The 19358-nt window shown below is 68.1% G+C and carries 20 protein-coding genes, 1 tRNA gene and 2 pseudogenes; 9 read left to right on the top strand and 14 right to left on the bottom strand.

Features of this window, described 5'->3' with window-relative positions; all coding sequences use genetic code 11:
- Positions 1-167: 167 nt before the first annotated feature.
- The 4 genes from NGR01S_RS04045 to NGR01S_RS04035 all read left to right on the top strand — a co-directional run bounded on the left by NGR01S_RS04045 (position 168) and on the right by NGR01S_RS04035 (position 3097).
- The gene (locus NGR01S_RS04045; RefSeq protein ID WP_063034979.1) at positions 168-890 is read left to right on the top strand and encodes a GNAT family N-acetyltransferase; all 723 of its coding nucleotides are present in this window, start codon (positions 168-170) and stop codon (positions 888-890) included.
- Between the two features lie 284 nt (positions 891-1174).
- Positions 1175-1597, top strand: coding sequence for an Hsp20/alpha crystallin family protein (locus tag NGR01S_RS04040; protein ID WP_063034771.1), 423 nt, complete (start codon positions 1175-1177; stop codon positions 1595-1597).
- Between the two features lie 151 nt (positions 1598-1748).
- Positions 1749-1928: a hypothetical protein gene (locus NGR01S_RS30785; protein ID WP_157107104.1), complete on the top strand. Its 180-nt coding sequence runs from the start codon at positions 1749-1751 to the stop codon at positions 1926-1928.
- Between the two features lie 218 nt (positions 1929-2146).
- Positions 2147-3097, top strand: coding sequence for an AraC family transcriptional regulator (locus NGR01S_RS04035; protein ID WP_063034770.1), 951 nt, complete (start codon positions 2147-2149; stop codon positions 3095-3097).
- A gap of 77 nt (positions 3098-3174) precedes the next feature.
- On the opposite strand, the gene NGR01S_RS04030 is transcribed toward NGR01S_RS04035, so the two are convergent.
- The gene (locus NGR01S_RS04030; RefSeq protein ID WP_063034769.1) at positions 3175-3645 is read right to left on the bottom strand and encodes a MarR family winged helix-turn-helix transcriptional regulator; all 471 of its coding nucleotides are present in this window, start codon (positions 3643-3645) and stop codon (positions 3175-3177) included.
- Positions 3646-3734: 89 nt separating this feature from the next.
- Between NGR01S_RS04030 and NGR01S_RS04025 the strand changes: the two genes are divergently transcribed.
- Positions 3735-4304, top strand: a complete 570-nt coding sequence (locus NGR01S_RS04025) for a YceI family protein (protein ID WP_030520356.1) — start codon at positions 3735-3737, stop codon at positions 4302-4304.
- Positions 4305-4349: 45 nt separating this feature from the next.
- Here the strand turns inward: NGR01S_RS04025 and NGR01S_RS04020 are convergent, their stop codons facing one another.
- The 5 genes from NGR01S_RS04020 to NGR01S_RS04000 form a co-directional block, all read right to left on the bottom strand.
- Positions 4350-4721, bottom strand: a complete 372-nt coding sequence (locus NGR01S_RS04020; RefSeq protein WP_063034978.1) for a DUF3140 domain-containing protein — start codon at positions 4719-4721, stop codon at positions 4350-4352.
- Positions 4722-4738: 17 nt separating this feature from the next.
- Complete coding sequence (locus tag NGR01S_RS04015) at positions 4739-4957, bottom strand: hypervirulence associated TUDOR domain-containing protein (RefSeq protein WP_063034768.1); 219 nt, start codon at positions 4955-4957, stop codon at positions 4739-4741.
- A gap of 70 nt (positions 4958-5027) precedes the next feature.
- Entirely contained in the window at positions 5028-6986 is a 1959-nt protein-coding gene (locus NGR01S_RS04010) for an acetoacetate--CoA ligase (protein WP_063034767.1), read from the bottom strand.
- A 39-nt stretch (positions 6987-7025) separates the two neighbouring features.
- Complete coding sequence (locus NGR01S_RS04005) at positions 7026-7772, bottom strand: 3-hydroxybutyrate dehydrogenase (protein WP_063034766.1); 747 nt, start codon at positions 7770-7772, stop codon at positions 7026-7028.
- Positions 7769-9169 carry an MFS transporter gene (locus NGR01S_RS04000; protein WP_063034765.1) on the bottom strand — a complete coding sequence of 467 codons (1401 nt, stop codon included), beginning with the start codon at positions 9167-9169 and terminating at the stop codon, positions 7769-7771. Before NGR01S_RS04000 ends, NGR01S_RS04005 begins: the two co-directional genes overlap by 4 nt.
- A 141-nt stretch (positions 9170-9310) precedes the next feature.
- Here NGR01S_RS04000 and NGR01S_RS03995 point away from each other — a divergent pair, with 141 nt between their 5' ends.
- Complete coding sequence (locus NGR01S_RS03995) at positions 9311-10225, top strand: LysR family transcriptional regulator (protein WP_245664424.1); 915 nt, start codon at positions 9311-9313, stop codon at positions 10223-10225.
- Positions 10226-10843: 618 nt separating this feature from the next.
- Here the strand turns inward: NGR01S_RS03995 and NGR01S_RS33110 are convergent.
- From NGR01S_RS33110 to NGR01S_RS30775, 4 genes and pseudogenes are all read right to left on the bottom strand, one after another.
- Positions 10844-11158 (bottom strand): annotated as a pseudogene (locus NGR01S_RS33110) (styrene monooxygenase/indole monooxygenase family protein); the annotation flags it as partial.
- A gap of 545 nt (positions 11159-11703) precedes the next feature.
- Positions 11704-11776, bottom strand: a tRNA-Glu gene (locus tag NGR01S_RS03985).
- Between the two features lie 280 nt (positions 11777-12056).
- Positions 12057-12791, bottom strand: a complete 735-nt coding sequence (locus NGR01S_RS03980) for a DUF7873 family protein (RefSeq protein ID WP_063034762.1) — start codon at positions 12789-12791, stop codon at positions 12057-12059.
- 110 nt (positions 12792-12901) lie between these two features.
- Positions 12902-13060 carry a hypothetical protein gene (locus tag NGR01S_RS30775; protein WP_157107102.1) on the bottom strand — a complete coding sequence of 53 codons (159 nt, stop codon included), beginning with the start codon at positions 13058-13060 and terminating at the stop codon, positions 12902-12904.
- Between the two features lie 315 nt (positions 13061-13375).
- On the opposite strand from NGR01S_RS30775, the pseudogene NGR01S_RS33105 reads away from it, so the two are divergent.
- Both NGR01S_RS33105 and NGR01S_RS03975 read left to right on the top strand, forming a co-directional pair.
- A pseudogene (locus NGR01S_RS33105) lies at positions 13376-13483 on the top strand (2Fe-2S iron-sulfur cluster-binding protein); the annotation flags it as partial.
- A 261-nt stretch (positions 13484-13744) separates the two neighbouring features.
- Positions 13745-15073: a cytochrome P450 gene (locus tag NGR01S_RS03975; RefSeq protein ID WP_063034977.1), complete on the top strand. Its 1329-nt coding sequence runs from the start codon at positions 13745-13747 to the stop codon at positions 15071-15073.
- 120 nt (positions 15074-15193) lie between these two features.
- Here NGR01S_RS03975 and NGR01S_RS03970 read toward each other — a convergent pair whose 3' ends face one another.
- From NGR01S_RS03970 to mbp1, 4 genes are all read right to left on the bottom strand, one after another.
- Positions 15194-15694, bottom strand: a complete 501-nt coding sequence (locus NGR01S_RS03970; protein WP_063034761.1) for a metallophosphoesterase family protein — start codon at positions 15692-15694, stop codon at positions 15194-15196.
- A gap of 106 nt (positions 15695-15800) precedes the next feature.
- Positions 15801-16973: a phage tail tip lysozyme gene (locus tag NGR01S_RS03965; RefSeq protein ID WP_157107101.1), complete on the bottom strand. Its 1173-nt coding sequence runs from the start codon at positions 16971-16973 to the stop codon at positions 15801-15803.
- Positions 16974-17091: 118 nt separating this feature from the next.
- Complete coding sequence (locus tag NGR01S_RS03960) at positions 17092-17784, bottom strand: PhzF family phenazine biosynthesis protein (protein ID WP_063034759.1); 693 nt, start codon at positions 17782-17784, stop codon at positions 17092-17094.
- A 242-nt stretch (positions 17785-18026) separates the two neighbouring features.
- A complete protein-coding gene (gene mbp1 / locus NGR01S_RS03955; protein ID WP_063034758.1) occupies positions 18027-18272 on the bottom strand; it encodes a microaggregate-binding protein 1 in 246 nt (81 codons plus the stop codon).
- Between the two features lie 329 nt (positions 18273-18601).
- On the opposite strand from mbp1, the gene NGR01S_RS03950 reads away from it, so the two are divergent.
- On the top strand, positions 18602-19291 hold the full coding sequence (locus NGR01S_RS03950; protein ID WP_063034976.1) for a DUF3159 domain-containing protein: 690 nt from the start codon (positions 18602-18604) through the stop codon (positions 19289-19291).
- Positions 19292-19358: the final 67 nt, after the last annotated feature.

Raw genomic sequence — 19358 nt, 5'->3', positions numbered from 1 at the left:
CCACCATGGGCACCGCTACCTCCCGTCGAAGGGGCGTTTCGCTGTGCCGGGCCGGCGCCTCGTTCCACGCTGGACCCACCCGCGGACCGCCCCGGGGCTCCCCGGTTCTGTGCGTGTGTCCGGCGCACACCACGGCCGTGGTGTGCGCCGCCCGGCATACTCGGCAGGTGGCGAACGACGAGATCTGCGGTATCGCGGTGGCCCCGGACACCGCTGTGCTGGACGACCCGGTGGGCGAATCACTGCGTGGGCACCATGCGCATCTGGCCCGCCGGAGCGGCCGGGCCCTCACCTACCTGCCCGACATCGCGACCTTCGCCGCGGTCGGTGCGGATCCGGATCCGCGGGCTTGGGCCGATCTCGCGCGGTTGCTCGGGCCGGGCGAACTCGCCGATATGTTCAGCTGTGCGGCGCCGCCGCCGGCGGACTGGGAAGAGATCTTCACCCTCGCGGGTCGGCAGATGGTCTTTTTCGGAGCCGCCCCGACCGCGCCGACCGACGATCGCGGGATGGTCGAACTGGGGCCGGACAGCGTGTCCGAAATGCTCGACCTCGTCGCGCGCACCCGGCCCGGTCCGTTCCGGCCGCGCACCCAGGAGCTCGGCACCTATCTCGGTATCCGCGACGGCGGCCGGCTGGTGGCCATGGCGGGAGAACGGCTCCGGCCCCCGGGGTGGACCGAGATCAGCGCCGTCTGTACCGCCCCTGAAGCCCGGGGCAAGGGCCATGCGGCCCACCTGGTCCGTGCGCTCATCGCCCGTATCGTGGCCCGCGGCGACCGTCCTTTTCTGCATGTCGCGGAAGGGAATACGACCGCGATCGACGTCTATGAGCGGCTCGGCTTCCGAACCCGCGTATTCGTGACCTTCCGGGGGTATCGCATCCCGTAGCTTCCGCGGCATCGCGGTGTCCCCGGGCGGTGCCGATCGCGTGGAGTCGTACAGTGGCCGCCGCCCCGGTCGTTCGACGCAGCGGCCGTCCAGTCGTGTGCGCCCTCCGATCCGGACCGACACTCCGGCCGGACAGGAGCTGCTTCGGCTGTTCTGTACGTCATATTTTCTACGGACTTCACTTGCACTCTCCTGTGGAGAGTGCTAAAAATTATCTCTGTCAGATGACACAGATAATCTTAGTTCCCTTCGACAGTGAATGGAGTGAACTGGAGGTGGCGACCATGTTGATGCGCACCGATCCCTTCCGCGACCTGGACCGCCTGACCCAGCAGGTGTTCGGGACCCCCGCGCGACCGGTAGTGATGCCGATGGACGCTTGGCGGGAAGGCGACGAATTCTTCGTGGAACTGGATCTGCCCGGGATCGACCCGGATTCACTGGACCTGGATGTCGAACGCAATGTGGTGACGGTGCGCGCGTCGCGGCCGGAGCTGAACTCGAACCGGTCGATGATCGCGGCCGAACGCACCCGCGGCGTGTTCGGCCGGCAATTGTTCCTCGGCGAGAACCTCGATACCGACGCGATCCGGGCCGACTACCGCGACGGTGTCCTACGGTTGGTGATCCCGGTCTCGGAGAAGGCCAAACCGCGCAAGATCGAGGTCGCGCGCCACGACGGCGAGCCCCAGGCCCTCACCGCCTGACCGGCCGGCCGGAGCGTCCGTGCCGAGGAGTGCGAGAGGTCCGGCCGTGCCGTGTATCGAGCTCCCCTACTCCCTGCGGTGGCCGGGCCCGGTGAATGTGCCGGGCCCGCGCTGTCCAGGAGTCACCCGCATGTCAGCCAGGAATATTGCTATGACCACTACTGCTGCCGCTTTCGTGACCACCGGTACCGCCACCGGCGGCGACTCGCCACCGGCTCGGGTCGTGCCGGGTGATGTAGACGTGCGATGGCCCGACCCCAGCCCGCTGCAGAGCTGGTGGACCGAGATCATGGACGGCGTCTCGATGCCCCGCCCCCACAGGGTCGCCTGACCCGTACTTGTTCCTGGTGGGCGAGCCGCGGCGGTATTCGGGTGTCGACGCCCCGGGACGTCCGGTACCGCGCGAGCGGCCGGCGACCGGACGAGTCGGTGCCGGATCGATCCCGCCCACCCGCTCCATCCGATTCCGTAACCCGGGCCCTTGGCCGAGATCGCAGTGTCCCGGCCGGTTCGCCGACCGGCGGTCGAGGGCCCCAAGAATTCGAGGCGGTGCGCTATCCGGTGTTCCACAGCGAAAACCTCGATGAGATCGAGGCATTTCTCCGCACCGCGTACCCCGGGGTGCTGATCGGTAATACCGGTCCCCAGCGCACCTCGGTGGGCCTGCGCCGCGATGTGCTGGGCCCCGTTACGCTGGACCGGATCGCCCTCGGGTTCGACGTCTCCTTCGGCGTCGAGCGTTCGGGCGCACTGTGTTTGGCGAGCGTGCACGCCGGAGTGATCGAACACAGCGGTCTCGGCGGCGGAGCCGAGGATCTCACGGCCGGTCGGATCGGGGTGCTCGGCGTGAACGCGCTGCCGTCCTCGGGAATCATCCGCGCCGGTCGCTACGACCTCACACTGTTCGAATCGGCACTGCTGGACCGCTTGGCCGTCGGCGCGGGCGGGGCGCCGGTACGGATCGCCGCACCCGGGCCGCGCACCCCCGCCGCCACCCGCCGGCTCACCGCGGCGATCGCACACCTGAAGCATCTCGCCGCCGACCCCGCCACCGCGGGAAATCCACTGCTGATCGCCACCGCCACCGACTACCTGGCTGCGACTGTACTGGCGACCGTACCCACCACCGCGGTCACCGCGCCGACCGCGGCCGACCGCCGCGACGCCCACCCCGAGACGGTGCGCCGCGCCGTCGCCTACCTGGAAGCGCATGTGCGCGAGGACATCACCGTCGCCGCGGTCGCGGCGGCGGCCTTCGTCACTCCGCGGGCCCTGCAACTGGCCTTCCGCCGCCACCTCGGCACCACCCCGCTGCGCTACCTGCAGCGGCTACGGCTGGCGGGCGCGCACGATCAACTTCTCGCGGCGGTGCCCGGTGACGGGCAGACCGTCACCTCCATCGCTCGGGCGTGGGGGTTCGCCCACCCGGGACGCTTCGCCGCTGCCTACTACCGCTGTTACGGACGGACCCCTTCCGAAATTCTGCGCCACAGCAGGTGAATCGGCCGGGTGTCGGATGGTGAAGGTTTCTCGCCGGCGGACGATCGTCCGCGGGAGAGCGCGCGCTGCCGCAGTGATCATCTGCTCTGGTCCGTGTCGTCGAGTTTGTCGAGAATACGGCCGGCTATCGACGCCAGAGCGTCCACCTGGTCGTCGGTGAGTGCGTCGAAGACCAGTTCGCGCACGGTATCCACATGTCTCGGCGCGGCCTGTTCGATCGCGGTGCGGCCCTGCTCGGTGAGCGCGATGTAGGCGCCGCGGGCGTCGTCCGGGCAGTCTTCGCGCACCACCAGTCCGCGACGCTGCATCCGGCCCAGGTGGTGGGACAACCGGCTCTTCTCCCACTGCAGGGCCTGCCCCAGTTCGCCCACCCGCATCCGCGGCTCGGGTCGGTCGGTGAGCTGGACCAGGACGTCGAAATCGGCCAGCGACAGGCCCGAGTCCTGCTGTAGCTGCCGGTGGAGGCGGGCGACCAGCCGGGCGTGCATCGTCAGGTAACCCCGCCAGGCCCGGCGCTCGCACTCGTCGAGCCATCGCGTCTCGGTCATATGTCCAGCGTAACCTAGTAGTTGACATATCACCAATTGCGGCGCAGGCTTTATATGACACATCAACAACAAGCACTCGGAGGCACAGGATGACGACCGCGACGAACGTGAACGAGCTGAGCGGAACCTACGTACTGGACCCGACCCACACCCGGGTCGGTTTCGTCACCAGGCACGCGATGGTGACCAAAGTGCGCGGCGCGTTCAACGAATTCACCGGCAGCGCGTACTTCGACGGCGACAACCCGGCCAACTCCTCCGGGGAGGTGACGATCCAGGTGGCCAGCATCGACACCCGCAATGCCGACCGGGACAAGCATCTGCGCGGGCTCGACTTCCTGGGCCTGGACGAATACCCCGAGATCACCTTTCGCTCCACGGCGATCACGCCGACCGGTCCGGACGCGTTCGACGTCACCGGCGACCTCACCATCAAGGGCATCACCCGGTCCGTGACCGTCCCCTTCACGTTCGAAGGCCAGGCCACCGACCCGTTCGGCAATGTCCGGGTCGGTTTCGAAGGTTCGGCCACCATCAACCGCAAGGATTTCGGCATCACCTGGAACGCGGCGCTGGAAACCGGCGGCGTGCTGGTCGCCGACAAGGTCGTCCTGGAATTCGAGGTCTCGGCGATCAAACAGGATGCCGCGGCGAACTGACCACCGCCGGCCCGGAGGGCGCGAGCAGAGCGCGGTGGGGCGTGTTCACGCCTCCACCGCGACGGCTCCGCGGGCCCTACCCGGCGGCCTTTTCCGGATCGTGCCCCAATTCATCAGTGAATACCGCCACCTGCTGTGCCCGGTGTCGCCGGCGGGGCGTTGTTCTAGGTGACGGTGCGCGTATCCGACGACCTTGCGCATATGGGCATAGTCGTCGGCGGTGAGATCCTTCGTCTTCTTCTCGAGCAGTTCGACGATGCGACGCCCACTGGAATGCCCGGTCGATTCGCCGCCCCCGGACGGCTTCTGCCCGACCGATTTCGACTCGTCGGTATCGAGCCATCGCCGTAGTTCCGCGGCCGTCATATTGACGGCATCGCCGAACTGCGCGCGAGTTTTCTCGTTGTTGTCCGACATGACCGCCACCTCCGGTGTCAGTCGCCCCGGAGGCGAAGAGCGTCGGGTTTGTGCACGGCGTCACGGCCACTCTTTGCGCTGCGCACCCGGTACTGCGGGTCCTCGTCGGAGGCGCGCACCGTGCGGCCGGCCGCCTCCGTATCGGAGGTGATGACCTCTTCCACCTCGCCTTCGGCGGTGCTGCCGTGGCTGTTCCATTCGACTTTGTCGCCTGTGCGGAAGGATTTCTCGCTCAAGGCTGCCTCCTGCCTGTCCAGGCCCCCGTGTGCACGCGTTACCCGTGGAACGACGCGGGAAACCGGCAGCTCACCTCGGGGCGTGGCCACCGCCCGGCCGGATCGTGCGGTACCAGTCGAGTAGTTCCGGACGGTCCACCGCAGTGCGGTCCACGATGCCGTCCGGGTCGGCGCCCTGGAACAGTTTCTTGATCGGTACCTCCAGTTTCTTGCCGGTGCGGGTGTGCGGGATGCCGGGGGCGGGAATGATCTCGTCCGGGACGTGCCGGGGCGAGACCTCGGTGCGGATGGTGGTGGCGATGAGCGCCTCGAGCTCGCCGGTGAGTTCGGCGCCGGGCGCCGGGACCACGAACAGCGGCATCCAGTAGCCCCCGTCGGGTTGTTCGACGCCGACCACCAGTGCCTCGGCGATATCCGGCAACCGTTCGACCGCCTGGTAGATATCGGCACTGCCCATTCGGATGCCGTGTCGATTGAGGGTGGAATCGGAGCGGCCGTGCACGATGACGCTGTGGCGTTCGGTGACCGTGATCCAGTCGCCGTGCCGCCAGACACCGGGGAAGGTGTCGAAATACGCGTCGCGATACCGCGTACCGTCCGCGTCGCGCCAGAAACGGACCGGCATCGACGGCATCGGCGCGGTGACCACGAGTTCACCCACCGCACCGCGCACCGATCGTCCGGCCGGGTCGTAGGCGTCCAGCGCGACACCGAGGAAGGGCGCCGACAGTTCGCCCGGCCACACCGGTACGGTGCGCACGCCGCCGAGGAACGCCGACACCACGTCGGTGCCGCCGCTGATCGAGGAGACTCGGACGTGGTCGCCGGCGTGCTCGCTCAGCCACCGCGCCGAGGAGGCCGGTAGTGCGGAGCCGGTCACGCCGACGGTGCGCAGTGCCGACAGATCGTGATCGGACCGCGGCACCGAGCCCGCCTTGATGCAGGCCAGCGCATAGCCCGGGCTGATACCCAGCACGGTGGCACCGACATCGGCGGCGATCCGCCACAGCGCGTCCGGCTCGGGCGCGGTGGGACTGCCCTCGTACGTGACGACGGTCGCCCCGGCCAGCAGGCCCGCGACCTGGAAATTCCACATCATCCAGCTCGGGCTGGTGTACCAGAAGAATGTATCGCCGGGGCCGATATCGGATTGCAGCGCCACGGCTTTGAGGTGTTCCAGCAGCACACCCCCGTGTCCGTGCACGATGCCCTTGGGCGGGCCGGTCGTGCCGGACGAGAACACGATCCACAGCGGATGGTCGAAATCCACGGATTCCGTGATGAGCTCCCGCGATGCTGTCCGGGCGCCGCCGATCGCGTCGTTCCAGGAGATCGCCTCCGGCACCGCGAGCCCCAGACGCCCGATCACGACCGTGCCGCGTACCGAGTCCAGGCCCGCCCGCAACGCGGCGATATCGGCGCGTTTGTCGTGGGTCCGGCCGCCGAATCGATAACCGTCGGCGGTGACCAGGACGGTGGGTTCGAGTTGACCGAGCCGGTCCAGCGCGGCTTTCGGCGAGTAGTCCTGTCCGCACGCGCTCCATACCGCGCCGATACTCGCGGTGGCCAGGAAGGCGACGATCGTCTCCGGGATATTCGGCAGATACCCGGCCACCCGGTCACCGGCCCGCACACCCAGTTCGCGCAGCGTACGGGCGAAAGCGGCTGTCTGGTCGAGCAGTTCGGGCCAGGAGATATCGCGGACCGGCGTGTTTTCGCCGACCGCCCTGATCGCGGGCCGGTCGGCGCGCGCCCGACGGATCACCTGATCGACATAGTTGAGCCGGGTGCCCGGGAACCACCGCGCGCCCGGCATCCGGGTGTCCGCAAGTATCTCGCCCGCGATATCCCCGAGGGCGAAATAGTCCCAGAGCGCGTGCCAGAACCCCTCGAGGTCCTCGACCGACCAGCGCCACAGCGCGTGGTAATCGGCGGTATTCGCACCCGTGCGTTCCGCGACGAAGCGCGCGAAGTCGGTGAGGGTGGCCTCGGCGACGTCCTGTTCGGTCGGCACCCACAGTGGTTGCATCCTATTTCTCCTGCCGGGCCGGCGGGCTGGAGCGCGCCCTCATCGCGCGCTCCAGCCGCCGTCCATCGTGTACGCCGCACCGGTGACCATTGCGGCTTCCGGGGTGGCGAGCCAGCTCACCAGTGCGGCGACCTCGTCGGGCTCGACGAGGCGTTTGATCGCGCTCTCGGTGAGCAGGACCCTCTCCAGCACCTCCTGTTCGGGGACGCCGTGTGCCGCGGCCTGGTCCGCGATCTGTTTGTCGACCAGGGGAGTGCGCACATAGCCGGGGTTGACGCAGTTGCTCGTCACACCGTGCGGACCGCCCTCCAGCGCAGTCACCTTCGATAATCCCTCCAGGCCGTGCTTGGCCGTCACATAGGCGACCTTGTAGGGGGAGGCGCGCAGACCGTGCACCGAGGAGAGATTGACGATCCGCCCCCAGCCCTGCCGGTACATATGCGGCAGGGCCGCGCGCACCAGCAGGAACGGTGCCTCGACCATCAGCGTGAGCAGGTCGCGGAACCGCTGCGGCGCGAACTCCTCGATGGGGGAGATGTGCTGTACCCCGGCATTGTTCACCAGGATGTCGGTGCCCAGTTCCAGTGCCTCCAGCGCCGCGACGTCGAGCAGATCGACCGCCCACGACTTGCCGCCGAGTTCCCCTGCGACAGCCGCGGCGCCGGCGGCGTCGATATCGGCTACCGTCACCGTGGCGCCGCGCGCCGCGAGCGCCCGGGCGCAGGCCGCACCGATACCGCTCGCGCCACCGGTGACCAGGGCGCTGCGTCCTACGAGGTCGGTCATCGCGCGGGCACCTCGGCGGTACGCGGGGCCAGGCTTTCGGCGTCGGCGCGATCGATGCTCTCCAGGTCGAGCCCCTTCGTCTCGCGTGCGGCCAGGACGGCGATCGCGCTGACCGCTGCCGCGCCCGCCAGATACCAGGCGATCGGCACCGCGGATCCGTAGGTATCGAGCAGCCGGACCGCGATGATCGGCGCGAGCGAACCCGCCACGATCGAGGTCACCTGATATCCCAGGGACACACCGGAATAGCGCATACGGGTGGGGAACATCTCGGCCATGATCGCGGGCTGCCCGGCGTACATGAAGGCATGGAAGACCAGTCCGATGATGATGGCGGATACGATGAACAGGTTGTTACCGCTGTCCATCATCGGGAAGGCGAAGAAGCCCCAGGTGGCCGCCGTCAGCGCGCCGATCATGTAGACGGGCCGGCGGCCGATGCGGTCGGACAGGCTGCCGACCAGCGGAACGACCACGAAGTGGACCGCGTGCGCGGCGAGCAGCCACCACAGGATCACCGAGGTGTCGGCGTGTACTTCGACCTTCAGATAGGTGATGGTGAACGTGACGACCAGGTAGTACATGATGTTCTCGCCGAACCGCAGCCCCATCGCGGTGAACACACCGCGCGGGTAGCGGCGCAGCACCTCGACGACACTCAGCGAGGTGGCCTTGATCTCCTCGGCCTCCTGCTGCGCGGCGACGAAGATGGGCGCGTCGGTGATCTTCGTGCGGATGTAGTACCCGACCAGCACCACCACCGCCGACAGCCAGAACGCGACCCGCCAGCCCCAGCCGAGGAAGGCCTCGTCGGACAGTGTCGTGGTCAGCACCAGCAGCACTACCGTGGCCAGCAGATTGCCCGCGGGCACGCCCGCCTGCGGCCAACTCGCCCAGAAACCGCGGCTGCGATTCGGACTGTGCTCGGCGACCAGTAGTACCGCGCCGCCCCATTCGCCGCCGACCGCGAAACCCTGGATGAAACGCAGCGCCACCAGCAGGGCCGGTGCCCAGTAACCGATCTGTCCGAAGGTCGGCAGACAGCCCATCAGGAAGGTGGCACCGCCGACCAGGACGAGACTGAACTGCAGCAGTTTCTTGCGGCCGTATTTGTCGCCGTAGTGCCCGAAGACCACGCCGCCCAGCGGGCGGGCCGCGAAACCGACCGCGTAGGTGACGAACGCGGCGAGGATCGCGTCCAGGTCGCTGGTGCCCTCCGCGAAGAACACCTTGCTGAACACCAGCGTCGCGGCGGTGCCGTAGAGAAAGAATTCGTACCACTCCACGACCGTGCCCGCCATCGACGCGGCCACCACCCGCCGCAGGCCGGCGGCCGTTCCACCGGACCCGGCGTCCTTCACTGCCGCCGGATCCGCTCCGGCGCTGTGCTCCCTCATCGCACTTCTCCTTCGTGCCCGGGACCACATCACGTCTCATGATGTGACGGGCCCCACATTGATCGGCTGCATAGAGTATTAGTGCAGACCGAAGTCCCTGCAATGACCATTACTGCAGTGCGGATGTGCGAAAATGCAGATATGAGCACGGCCTTCCCGGGTCGTCCCAGTGCGGACGACCTCCTCGTACTGCTGGCCGTCGGTCGTTCGGGGCGATTCGTGACCGCGGCCGAGCAGCTCGGTCTCAACCACACCACCATTTCCCGCCGGATCGCCGCACTGGAACAGACCCTCGGCGGGCGGGTACTCACGCGGGTGACCGGCGGCTGGGAACTGACCGACCTCGGCAGAGAAGCCCTGGCCGTGGCCGAGGCGGTGGAATCGGCGGTGAAATCACTCGCGGCGGACGCGGGCCGGAGCCGGGTGCTGGCGGGCGTGGTCCGGCTCTCGGCGACCGACGGCTTCAGTGCCTATATCGCCGCCCCCGCCGCGGCGGCGGTACGCCGGCGGTATCCGGATATCGCGGTCGAGCTCGTGGCGACCACCCGGCGGGCGTCGCAACAGCGCTCCGGGCTCGATCTGGAGGTCGTCGTCGGCGAACCGCGGGTACGTCGTGCCACCGCGACTCATCTGGCCGACTACCGCCTGGGGCTCTACGGGTCGCGCGCATACCTGCGTGAACACGGCGCCCCGGCGACACTCGATGATCTCGCCCGGTATCCGCTGGTGTACTTCATCGATTCCATGCTCCAGGTCGACGATCTCGACCTGGCCTCCGGTCATGTCCCCACCATGCGGGAATCGGTGACCTCCACGAATGTTTTCGTGCACGTGGAGGCCACCCGCGCGGCCGCCGGGCTGGGCCTGCTGCCCTGTTTCATGGCCGATCGGCACCCGGATCTGGTTCGGGTACTGGGCGATTCGGTGGCCGTGACCCTCGGTTACTGGCTGGTGGCCCGTACCGAGACCCTGCGTCGTCCGGAAGTCGCCGCGGTGGTCGCCGCGATCCGGTCCGTGATCGACGACCAGCGCGAGACGCTGCTCGGTGCCGGATAAGTCGTGCCCGGGCGGGCCGTGCGTGCCGGAAAGGTCGCGGGGCCACAGTCGGGCGTGGGCGGATTGTGCCGGTCGGTACCCCATGGCGCCACACCCGAGCGGGGCGGCGCCCGCGTCCCGGGCGGCGGTGAAGCGGGCCATATCGGCCGGCCGGGCGAAGGTGTCGGCGAAGGCGTTCGCCAGCGCGGGGTCGTGCTGCGCGGCCACCATCAACTGCTGCATCTCGGCCGGCGGGTCGAGCACCGCCGCCGTCCACCGCGCGGCATGGTGTGCCGTTCCGGTGAGCCAGGGCGTCGCGGCCGACTCCATCCAGGACCGATCGAACGGCCCATCGCGACGTTCCAGGATCGCGGTGGCGTAGGCCTGCGCACAGTGCGCGGCGTTGTTCGCGCCCTGGGCGCCACCGGGGTCCATCCGGCACACCACATCACCGCCTCCGAGCATCGGCCGGCCGGAGGGAAGTGTCCCCACCGGCCGGCGCACCGCCGGCTTCACCGCACCGGTCAGTGCGGCGCGCGCATCGGTCAATTCGGCCGTACGATAACGATCCGCGAGATCGGCGGGCCGATGGGTCTCCAGCAGGCGACGGGCCCGGCGCAGGTGCTCGGACGCCGGGTCGCGCGGATCGAAGACATCGAGGGGGCCACCGGGGCGGGCCTCGATGAGCAGCATCTCGCAGCGCCGCTCCGCGCCCGGCGCACCGGTGAGTCCGGGGTAGGAGATCACTTCGCCCAGACCGGGCAGGGATGCATAGATCCCGAGGTCGTCCGGGTCCGGCGTCGCACCGTCGAGATACAGCACGGCCAGCTGCCGGGCGGGGCGGTCGGGCCCCGGCCGGCCGGGATCGGCGGGGAAGCAGGCGGCCAGCTCACCGGAGGCGCGGGTGACCACGGTCAGGTCGTACTCGGCCGCTCGGCGATCGACTTCGGCCATAGACGGATCGCCGATCTCCAGCTCCCCGCCGGCGTCGATGTAGTCGGTGAGCCAGCGCGCGAACACGGTGCGCTGATCGACGCTCTGCGCCGGCCGGGCGAATCTGCCGGTCCAGCCCATGATCCGTTGACCATCCATCACCGCGGCCAGCCGGATACCGTGTATCTCGGGCGCGAGGGACCGCCAGTGTCCCAGCCCGGCCGCGGTTTCCAGATCCAGTGTCGCCGGGAATTCGACCTGGGTGCTCGTGACCGTGCCGTTCAGTACGGCGGCCGCTTCGCGGGCCGCCACCAACGTCGCCGGCCGCCCCGCGCGTAACAGCCGGTGCGCCAACGGGAGCCCGCATTCGCCCGCCCCCAGAATCCGGATATGTCCCATCACGCACCCTTTCCGCTGACTTGTTCGACCGATTCGATAAGCCGATCCTCGGCCGATAGGTGGGAGTGGCACATCGGTACCGGCTACGTGGAATCGCTGCGGTCATCGAGCCGTTTTCCGGCCGAGACAGGCGAAGGGGCCGGGAATACCCTTCCCGGCCCCTCCTGATAAACGAGTGGGATTCGAACCCACCACCGTCGGAATGAGAGTCCGATGCTCTACCGAATGAGCTATCGTTCGTTCCACCTGTGATCGCCGATACGCGGGTGTGGGTCATGGTGAGTAACCCCGCGCGTTTCCTTTACGCCACAGCGGCAGGGAGAGCCGCCACCGGGAATCGAACCCGGATCTCGGGGGTGCGTCGCACACATCCGCCCGTCGAGCAATCGATGAAATTGTTGAGCCTGGAGCAAGAAGCTGAGTTTTTCGGCAGACCCTGGCAGCGCCTGCGCCGGTTGAGTATGAATTTCAGTCTCAGATTGTGCTCCATCCCCCCGCAGGGGGGAGTTCGTGGTCCCGGCTAGCCGAAGAGGTAGTCGAGAACGGCCCGGCCGGGCTCGACATCCGTCACGGGCGTCGCGTTCGCCGTCTCCCGGGCGACACGCACCGCGTCGAGCAGCTTGCCGAGCCGGTCGTCGATATCGCCGACTTCCTTCGCGGGCAGCGCGCCGGAGAACTTCGTGGTGGTCCAGCGACCGACCACGACATCCTCGTGATACACCTCCACCTGTGCCGGGTGCTTATCGGTGGCCGGGGCCAGTACGTGATTACGCGGCACCTTCTTGGTCCGCACCGTCTGCGACGGCTGGGTGGCGTAGCAATCGCTGACTTCGTCGAACGACCACGACTCCGCCGGATCGAGGGTGGGCAGCTTGGCGACGAACTTCTTCAGTTCGCCGAGCTGCTTCTCCAGGAACAGCAGGTAGGTGACGGGCAGGTCCCGGGCGACGGTGATGCCGTCGACGGTCACGTCGGCCTTCGCCGCACAGTTCGCCGTGTCCTTCGTCGCGGTCACATCGAACAACCGTGTCAGGGTGCTCTTCACCTCCGCGATCACCTCGCGTGTGCGCACCTGCACCCGCTTGGACTCCGACGGCAGTTCCTCGCCCATATCGTCGAGCGGGCGGTAGGTGCGGGAGATACCGGCCAGCAGATCGGCCTTGCCCACACGCTGATAGGCGGCGGTCACTTCCGCGTTCGCCTGTGACTTCGCGCCCTTCTCGATGGCGATGAGCTGATTCAGCTTGGTGGACAATGCTTTTCCCTCCTCCGGTCACCTCGTCGCGACCTGGGGAAACCGTAACCGAGCGAGGCAGGAGCATGCCACCGAATATCGAGCCCGCGAGACCCCGGTTGTGCGTCCGATCAGGCCCGGCCGGGCGCACGGTGCGGGGCAGGGCCGGGATCACCGGCGTCGTGGCGGCTTTCGAGCCACATACTCACCGCTACTGCCACGTACGCGGCGGCGGCCGCCAGTCCCGGCAGGACGAGCATCAGCGAAAGGAACGAGAGGAACGAAGACACAGGCCCTCCTGGAGCACGCGACGAGAACTGCCGAGCCGGTGCGCCGCACTGCGTCACCGCCCTGCCGGGACATACCCACGCCCGGGCGGTGAAACGTTCGCGGGCCGCCGGATCGCAGTGACGGTCACCACTCCGAGACCGTCGCTCGGCGCCGCGAAGGCACCGCGGCGCGGCTGCGCGATCTCAATGCGCCCAACACAGCCGGTGCCGCGGCCGGGGTTCGAGCCGCGGACGGTGGTGGACCGCCGCGCATGGACGCTGCCGGCAAGCACAGCGAGATAACCCTCGAGGTGGACGACGCAGCGGAGGCTGCGCGTGGACAACCGTAGGACGTTGCTCGACGCGCTCCGCGAGCGGCTCGGTGTCATCGCGCCGAAGAAAGGGTGCGGCTACGGCCGATGTGGATCCTGCACGGTGCTGCGTACGCGATCTCCCCACCACCACCGACGCCCTCCTGAACTGAGCGGTCGCGCGCATCGGGGCAACGGGTGGCCTTCGCTATTCCACAGGGTGGCGGCCGAAGCCGTTCCGGCGGTGCTGCTTCGGCGCCTTTCGTGCTCGGTGGCTGCGCTCCGGCGCTCTCTCCTCGGGGCAGGTTCCGGGATCCGCTTCGGCGTGCTCGGTGGACCCTGTGATATCCGTTACGTCTCACAAGGACGCGACGGTTCGACGATGGAGGGCTCGATGAAACCGCAGTACGTGTATCGCTGGGTCAACAATCACGGATTGATCGTCCTGTTCAAGAAGATCCGGCTACGCCGCGGGGATCTGTTCGCGCGGTTGAACTGCGGCACGGAAGGTATCGAGGACCCGTACGCGCTGATCGAGCAGATGCGCGGACCGGGCGGGTTGCACCGGACGCTTCCGGTGTGGACCACCTTCGATCACGAGATGGTCCGGGAGATACTGCGCGACAACCGTTTCGGTGTCGGTATCCCGACAGTGTTCGGCACGCCGCGGCCGGTGCGGCGTGCGCTGGCGCGTCGGCCCCTGCCACCGAATCCGGTGGACCCGCCCTCGATGCTGGTGCTGGACCAGCCCGAGCACACCCGGATGCGCAAGCCTGTAGCCGCCGCGTTCACCCCGCGCGCGGTCGCCCGGTTGCGCGACCGGATCGAGACGGTCACCGAGGAACTGCTCGCGACACTGCCCGACGACGGGCCCACCGATCTGGTGGCGCGGTACGCCGCCCAGGTGCCGATCGCCATCATCTCCGAGATGCTCGGCTTCCCGGACGCCGATCGGGAGATGTTCTTGCGCTGGGGCGACGACATCAGCCCGTTGCTGGATCTCGGAATCTCCTGGCGGACGCATCAGCGCGCGATGGAATCCTCGGAGCGAGTGCACCGGTATCTGCTGGAGCACATCGAAAGGCAACGCGCCGAACCCGGCGACGATATCCTCAGCAGCCTGGTCACCGCGGGGGATTTGACCACCGACGAACTGTGCGCCTCGGCGACCCTGCTGATGGCGGCGGGTTTCGAGACCACGGTCAACCTGATCGGGAAAGGCATCGTCTGGCTGCTGGGCCATCCCGACCAGCTGGACCGGCTGCGGGCCGAGCCGGAACTCTGGCCCAACGCGGTGGAGGAGATCCTGCGGATCGATCCGCCGGTGCAGAGCACCGCGCGTACGACCCGCGCGGAACTGGAGATCGACGGTACCCGGTTGCGCACCGGATCGACGGTGGTGTTGTCGCTGGCGGGTGCGAACCGCGACCCCGCGGTATTCGCCGATCCGGCCCGCTTCGATATCACCCGGCACAACGCGAAGAATCACCTGTCCTTCAGCAACGGTATCCACGTGTGCCTGGGCGCCGGCCTGGCCCGCTCGGAAGCGGCGCACGCATTGCGCGCCCTGTTCGAGACGTTCCCCGACCTGCGGCTGACCGATGCACCCACCCGGCGGCCCCTGTTCACCCTGCACGGTTACGAACATCTTCCCGCGCACACCGGCCCGCGGGTCCGCAACCGCCGGCACAGCGGCGGACCTGTCTCCGTGGCGTCGCCGTAGCATGGCCGTGTCACGGATCCGCCGGGTCGATCGACACGCCGCGAACATACTCGAGGGGACCGGCCCGTAACTCGATGCGGTCTTCCGGGCGCGCGTCCCGCCGGTGGGTGGACCCGGGGCTCAGCGGTGTACCACGGTGTGCAGAGTCACCTCGCTCAACGCCCCGGACCGGATCCGCGCGGTGAGATAGGTGTGTTCGGGCTGCCGGCGGCGATCGGTGGGTGAACCCGGGTTGAGCAGGCGCAAACCGGTATCGGTGACGCTGTCCCAGGGAATGTGACTGTGGCCGAAGACCAGCACATCGGTTTCGGGGAAGGCCGCGGCGCAGCGGCGTTCCCGACCTTTCGCCGGCCCGGTCTCGTGCACCACCGCCAGCCGGAGACCGGCGAGGTCCGCCCGGGCGATCTCGGGCAGGCGAGCGCGCAATTCCGGTCCGTCGTTGTTGCCGTACACGCCGATGAGCCGTCTGCCGCGTTTTTCCAGCCGGTTCAGTAGCGCGAGTTCCACCCAGTCACCCGCGTGCACGACGACGTCGGCCGCGTCCACCTCGTCCCAGAGCACGGTGGGCAGGTCCCGGGCCCGTTTCGGTACATGCGTATCGGACATGATGAGCAACCGCATGGGTCCGGTGTAGCACCCCGTCCGCTTACGCGCCGCCTCCGGACACGGTCCGCCGCGGTGTGTCCGGCTTTGAATATGAGGGGCGACAGTACGCCGGGGGTTCCCGTCAGGCGAGTGCAGTGGAGCGGCTGTTCCACTGCACGACGAGGTCGTCTGCCAGCGCACCTCGCTGCTCGATCGTTTCGCGGGAACTTATTTCGTAGTATGCATCGATATCCTTCGCCACCGCGTTGGCATTGTTCGCGTTCTGGTAGACGCTGTTCTCGGCCCGCTGATAGGTGTTGTCGGTCTTCAGCTCGTGGACCATGTAGTCGATATGGGTTCTCCAGTTGCCCGGGCTCCGGGGTGGCAGATCGGGATCCTGATTCGGATCCGGGCTGTTGGCGAAGTCCTGAAACCTCTGGTAACGGCCGGCGCGCCACTGGAAGAGGCCGTGGGCCTTGTCGGCCAGATTCCTGTCGCCCAACGCTTCGACGTCGAATTTCGACTCGAACCACGCGTTGGCGACGATGCCCGCGGCCTGTGCCGGTGTGAAGTTGTAGCGCTCGATGAGATACTGCATCATCTCCATAGCGCCGGGCTTGTCCCCCGTAGAGGTGATCGGGGGAGCGTCGCCGGTGTAACTCACCTGATCGAAACTCGGGTCCGAGCCGCCGTAGGCCACCGGCTGACCGCCTCCGCCCCGACCTCCGCCACCGCCGCCGTTGGGGACGGGAACGTTCGGCTCGTCGGCGGTGATCGCGAGGGCCTGCGCGGCTGCCCGATCGGAAACACCGCTGACCTCTTCGAAGGTCGTGTTCAAAGCTTCCCAGGTGGCCGTGAACAAGCCGTCGACAATGTGATTCGGCAGCTTTTTGTACTCCTTGCCCTGCTCATCCTTCAGGGTTTGAACTGCGGTGAAAGAGGCGTCGATCAACCCGTTGAGCTCTTCCACCTCTTTGTCGACGGCGTCGTAGGCGTCGGTTATTATCTTGCCGATACCGGCGGTTCGGACGGTGATGCCGTTGTCTGAGCTGTGGATGCCCGATTTGACCTCGTCCACATCCTCTTGATGCTGGTTGTAGTTGTCGACCATTGTCGACTGGTCCTCGGGTTTGGTGATCCCTTTGTCACGCAGCAATTCGCGCAGATCGGGCGCTTGGGACGGCTTACCTTCTCCCAGCAGGGTGACCTGGGTCTGGATCATTCCCTCGGCTATTGTGACGAGTGCTTTCAACCCCTCCGGAGCGCAGGCCGGTAGCTCGTGGAGATCGCCCAGGCGTTTGGTGTCCGGGCTCATGAATGCGCGGCTCTCACCGAGGTAGACAACGTTGACACATGTCGATTATCGGATGTTCCCGGATCTGGGAACGCCTCATGTTGGGCGGAGCCTCCCGGCGGGAAGCGACCGTATGGGCTCAGAGTGTGACCGGATGATCGGCCACCACGCGCCCGCCCAGATGAACCCAGCCGTCGGGGTCGTACCTGGTGAACAGCTGTGAGCCCTGCCCCTGGGTGATGGTCAGGTCGCGACCCAGCCGGGCGGTGAGGGCGATGGCGGCGGCGCCGGTGGCCTCGTCCTCGGGAATGCCCATGGCGGGCGCGAACATGCGGGAACGCACCGCGCCGCGAGTCCGGTCGGTCCAGGCCCAGACGTAGTGATGGCCGCTGTCGAAATCGGCGGGTGCCACGGTGGCGAGGAACTCGGTGTCGTCGAATTCGTGGAAGCTGAATTCGGGCGCCCATTCCGGCCGGGCCCGCACCCAGGTCAGACCGGCGTCCGCGGTGACGGCCACCGGGCCCGCGGGCACCTCGAGTGTTTCGGCCGGCGTACCCTGATCGGCCAGCCACCAGGCCGTACCGACCGTAGGGTGGCCGGCGAAGGGGAGTTCGACGGCGGGGGTGTAGATACGCAACCGGGCGACCTCCCGGGCCGGTGGCTCGACCACGACCGTCTCGCTGTAACCGAGCCGGGCGGCCAGGGCCTGGTGGTCGACGCCTACCACATCACCGGCCCGGGCGATACCGAGGGGGTTTCCCCAGCGGCCCGCGGTGTCGGTGAAGACCCGTACGACCTCGACCTGGGTACTGTCCTGCTCTGGCGTGCGCACGTGGCACAGACTAGCCGAATACAACCCCCGAGCCGCGGAGTCCCGGAGTCGGGAGATGTGCCACCGGTGGTGGTGGCGGTCCTCAGCCGAGCACCCCCACCGGCCGCAGCCGAGGCGGTCGCACCACTGCGGACCAGAGGAAGCCGCCCCGGGATGTCACCGGGGCAGCCCCGTCCGCCGATCACCCCGTCCGCAACCCCGTGTGGAGATGCGGAGCGGGTATCGGTGTCGTGTGCGGGTCGTTACCGGCCCTCCTGGTGCGAACGCTGGCGCGTCTCCTCCACGTCGGCCTCGGCGCGGGCCTTCTCGGCCTCGGCTTCCTTCTGCGCGACCTCGCGCTGCGATTCGGCCTTGTCCTGCTGGGCGATCCCTTCGTCCCGCAGGTCGTTGTGCCCGGTCACGGCGCCCGCGACCTCCTTGGCCTTGCCCTTGACGCCCTCGACGGCGCCTTCCAGTCCTTCCCGGGGGCCTGTGCGATTCTCGGCCACGATATCTACCTCCGATGTCGATTGTTCGGGTGGACATCGAGCGCTTACCCCACGTCCGCGGGTTCAATCCGGATCGATACGGAGTCTTCCGAGCGGGTAATTCCGGGGTGGACGTGGAGAAGCGCGCCCCGACGCGGCGGTGCGGCACGGAACCCGGAAGCGGAGGCCGCCTCGGGACCGGGATGACCGGGCGACCGGGCGCCGTGTGTCCGGTGTGCGCCTCGGAATCGTATCCGGGGGCCGATTCCGGCGCAGGGGTTGAGTGTGCCGTTGCGGCATGGTTTTTCCTTGTTCCGAGCGCGAGAACGATATGGGAGGACGGAATGACCATGACGGAACAGCATTGCGACCGGACGAGTGACGCCCCGGTGGCCCCGCCGGTCCTGCCGCCCGCCGGCCAGGTCACCGAGCCCGATGCCGTCGAGCCACAGCCGACATTGCTCGATCAGATGGGCGGGCCGATGGGATTCGTGTACTCGACCATTCCGGTCGTGGTGTTCGTGGCGGCCAACGCGGTACTGCCGCTGGCGGCGACGATCGGAGTCGCCATCGCGGTCGGCTTGGCGCTCACCGGGTTCCGGCTGTTGCGCGGCGAGCGTTTCTCGTCGGCGGTCGGTGGGCTGCTGGGGCTGGCGTTTGCCGTGGGGATCGTCGCGTGGACCGGGTCGGCGAAGGATTTCTTCGTCCTCGGCATCTGGGTGGCGCTGGCGGGCTTCGTCGTCACCTTCGGCTCGGTGCTGGCCCGGCGGCCGCTGACCGGCGTGATCTGGAACTCGCTGCACGGCGGCCGGCACGCGTGGCGTGCGGATCGGGCGGTGCTGCGCGCGCATGATCTCGCCACCCTGGCCGCCGCGGCCGTGTTCGGCGCCCGGTTCGTCGTCAAGGAATGGTTGTACCTCGCCGACTCGACGACCTGGCTCGCCGTCGCCAAGATCGCGATGGGTACGCCGCTCACGGTGCTGGCCGCGCTGGTCGTGCTCTGGGCGTTCCGGCGCACCACCAAACGTCTCGGGAAGTAGCAACGAGTGCCGCGGCGCGTAGCCGCTTCCGGCAAAAGACGCGGCCCGTCGGCATTCGCCGGCGAGC

This window comes from Nocardia grenadensis NBRC 108939 (genome assembly GCF_001613445.1).
GTDB lineage: Bacteria > Actinomycetota > Actinomycetes > Mycobacteriales > Mycobacteriaceae > Nocardia > Nocardia grenadensis.
This window is presented reverse-complemented; position numbering and strand designations above follow the sequence as displayed.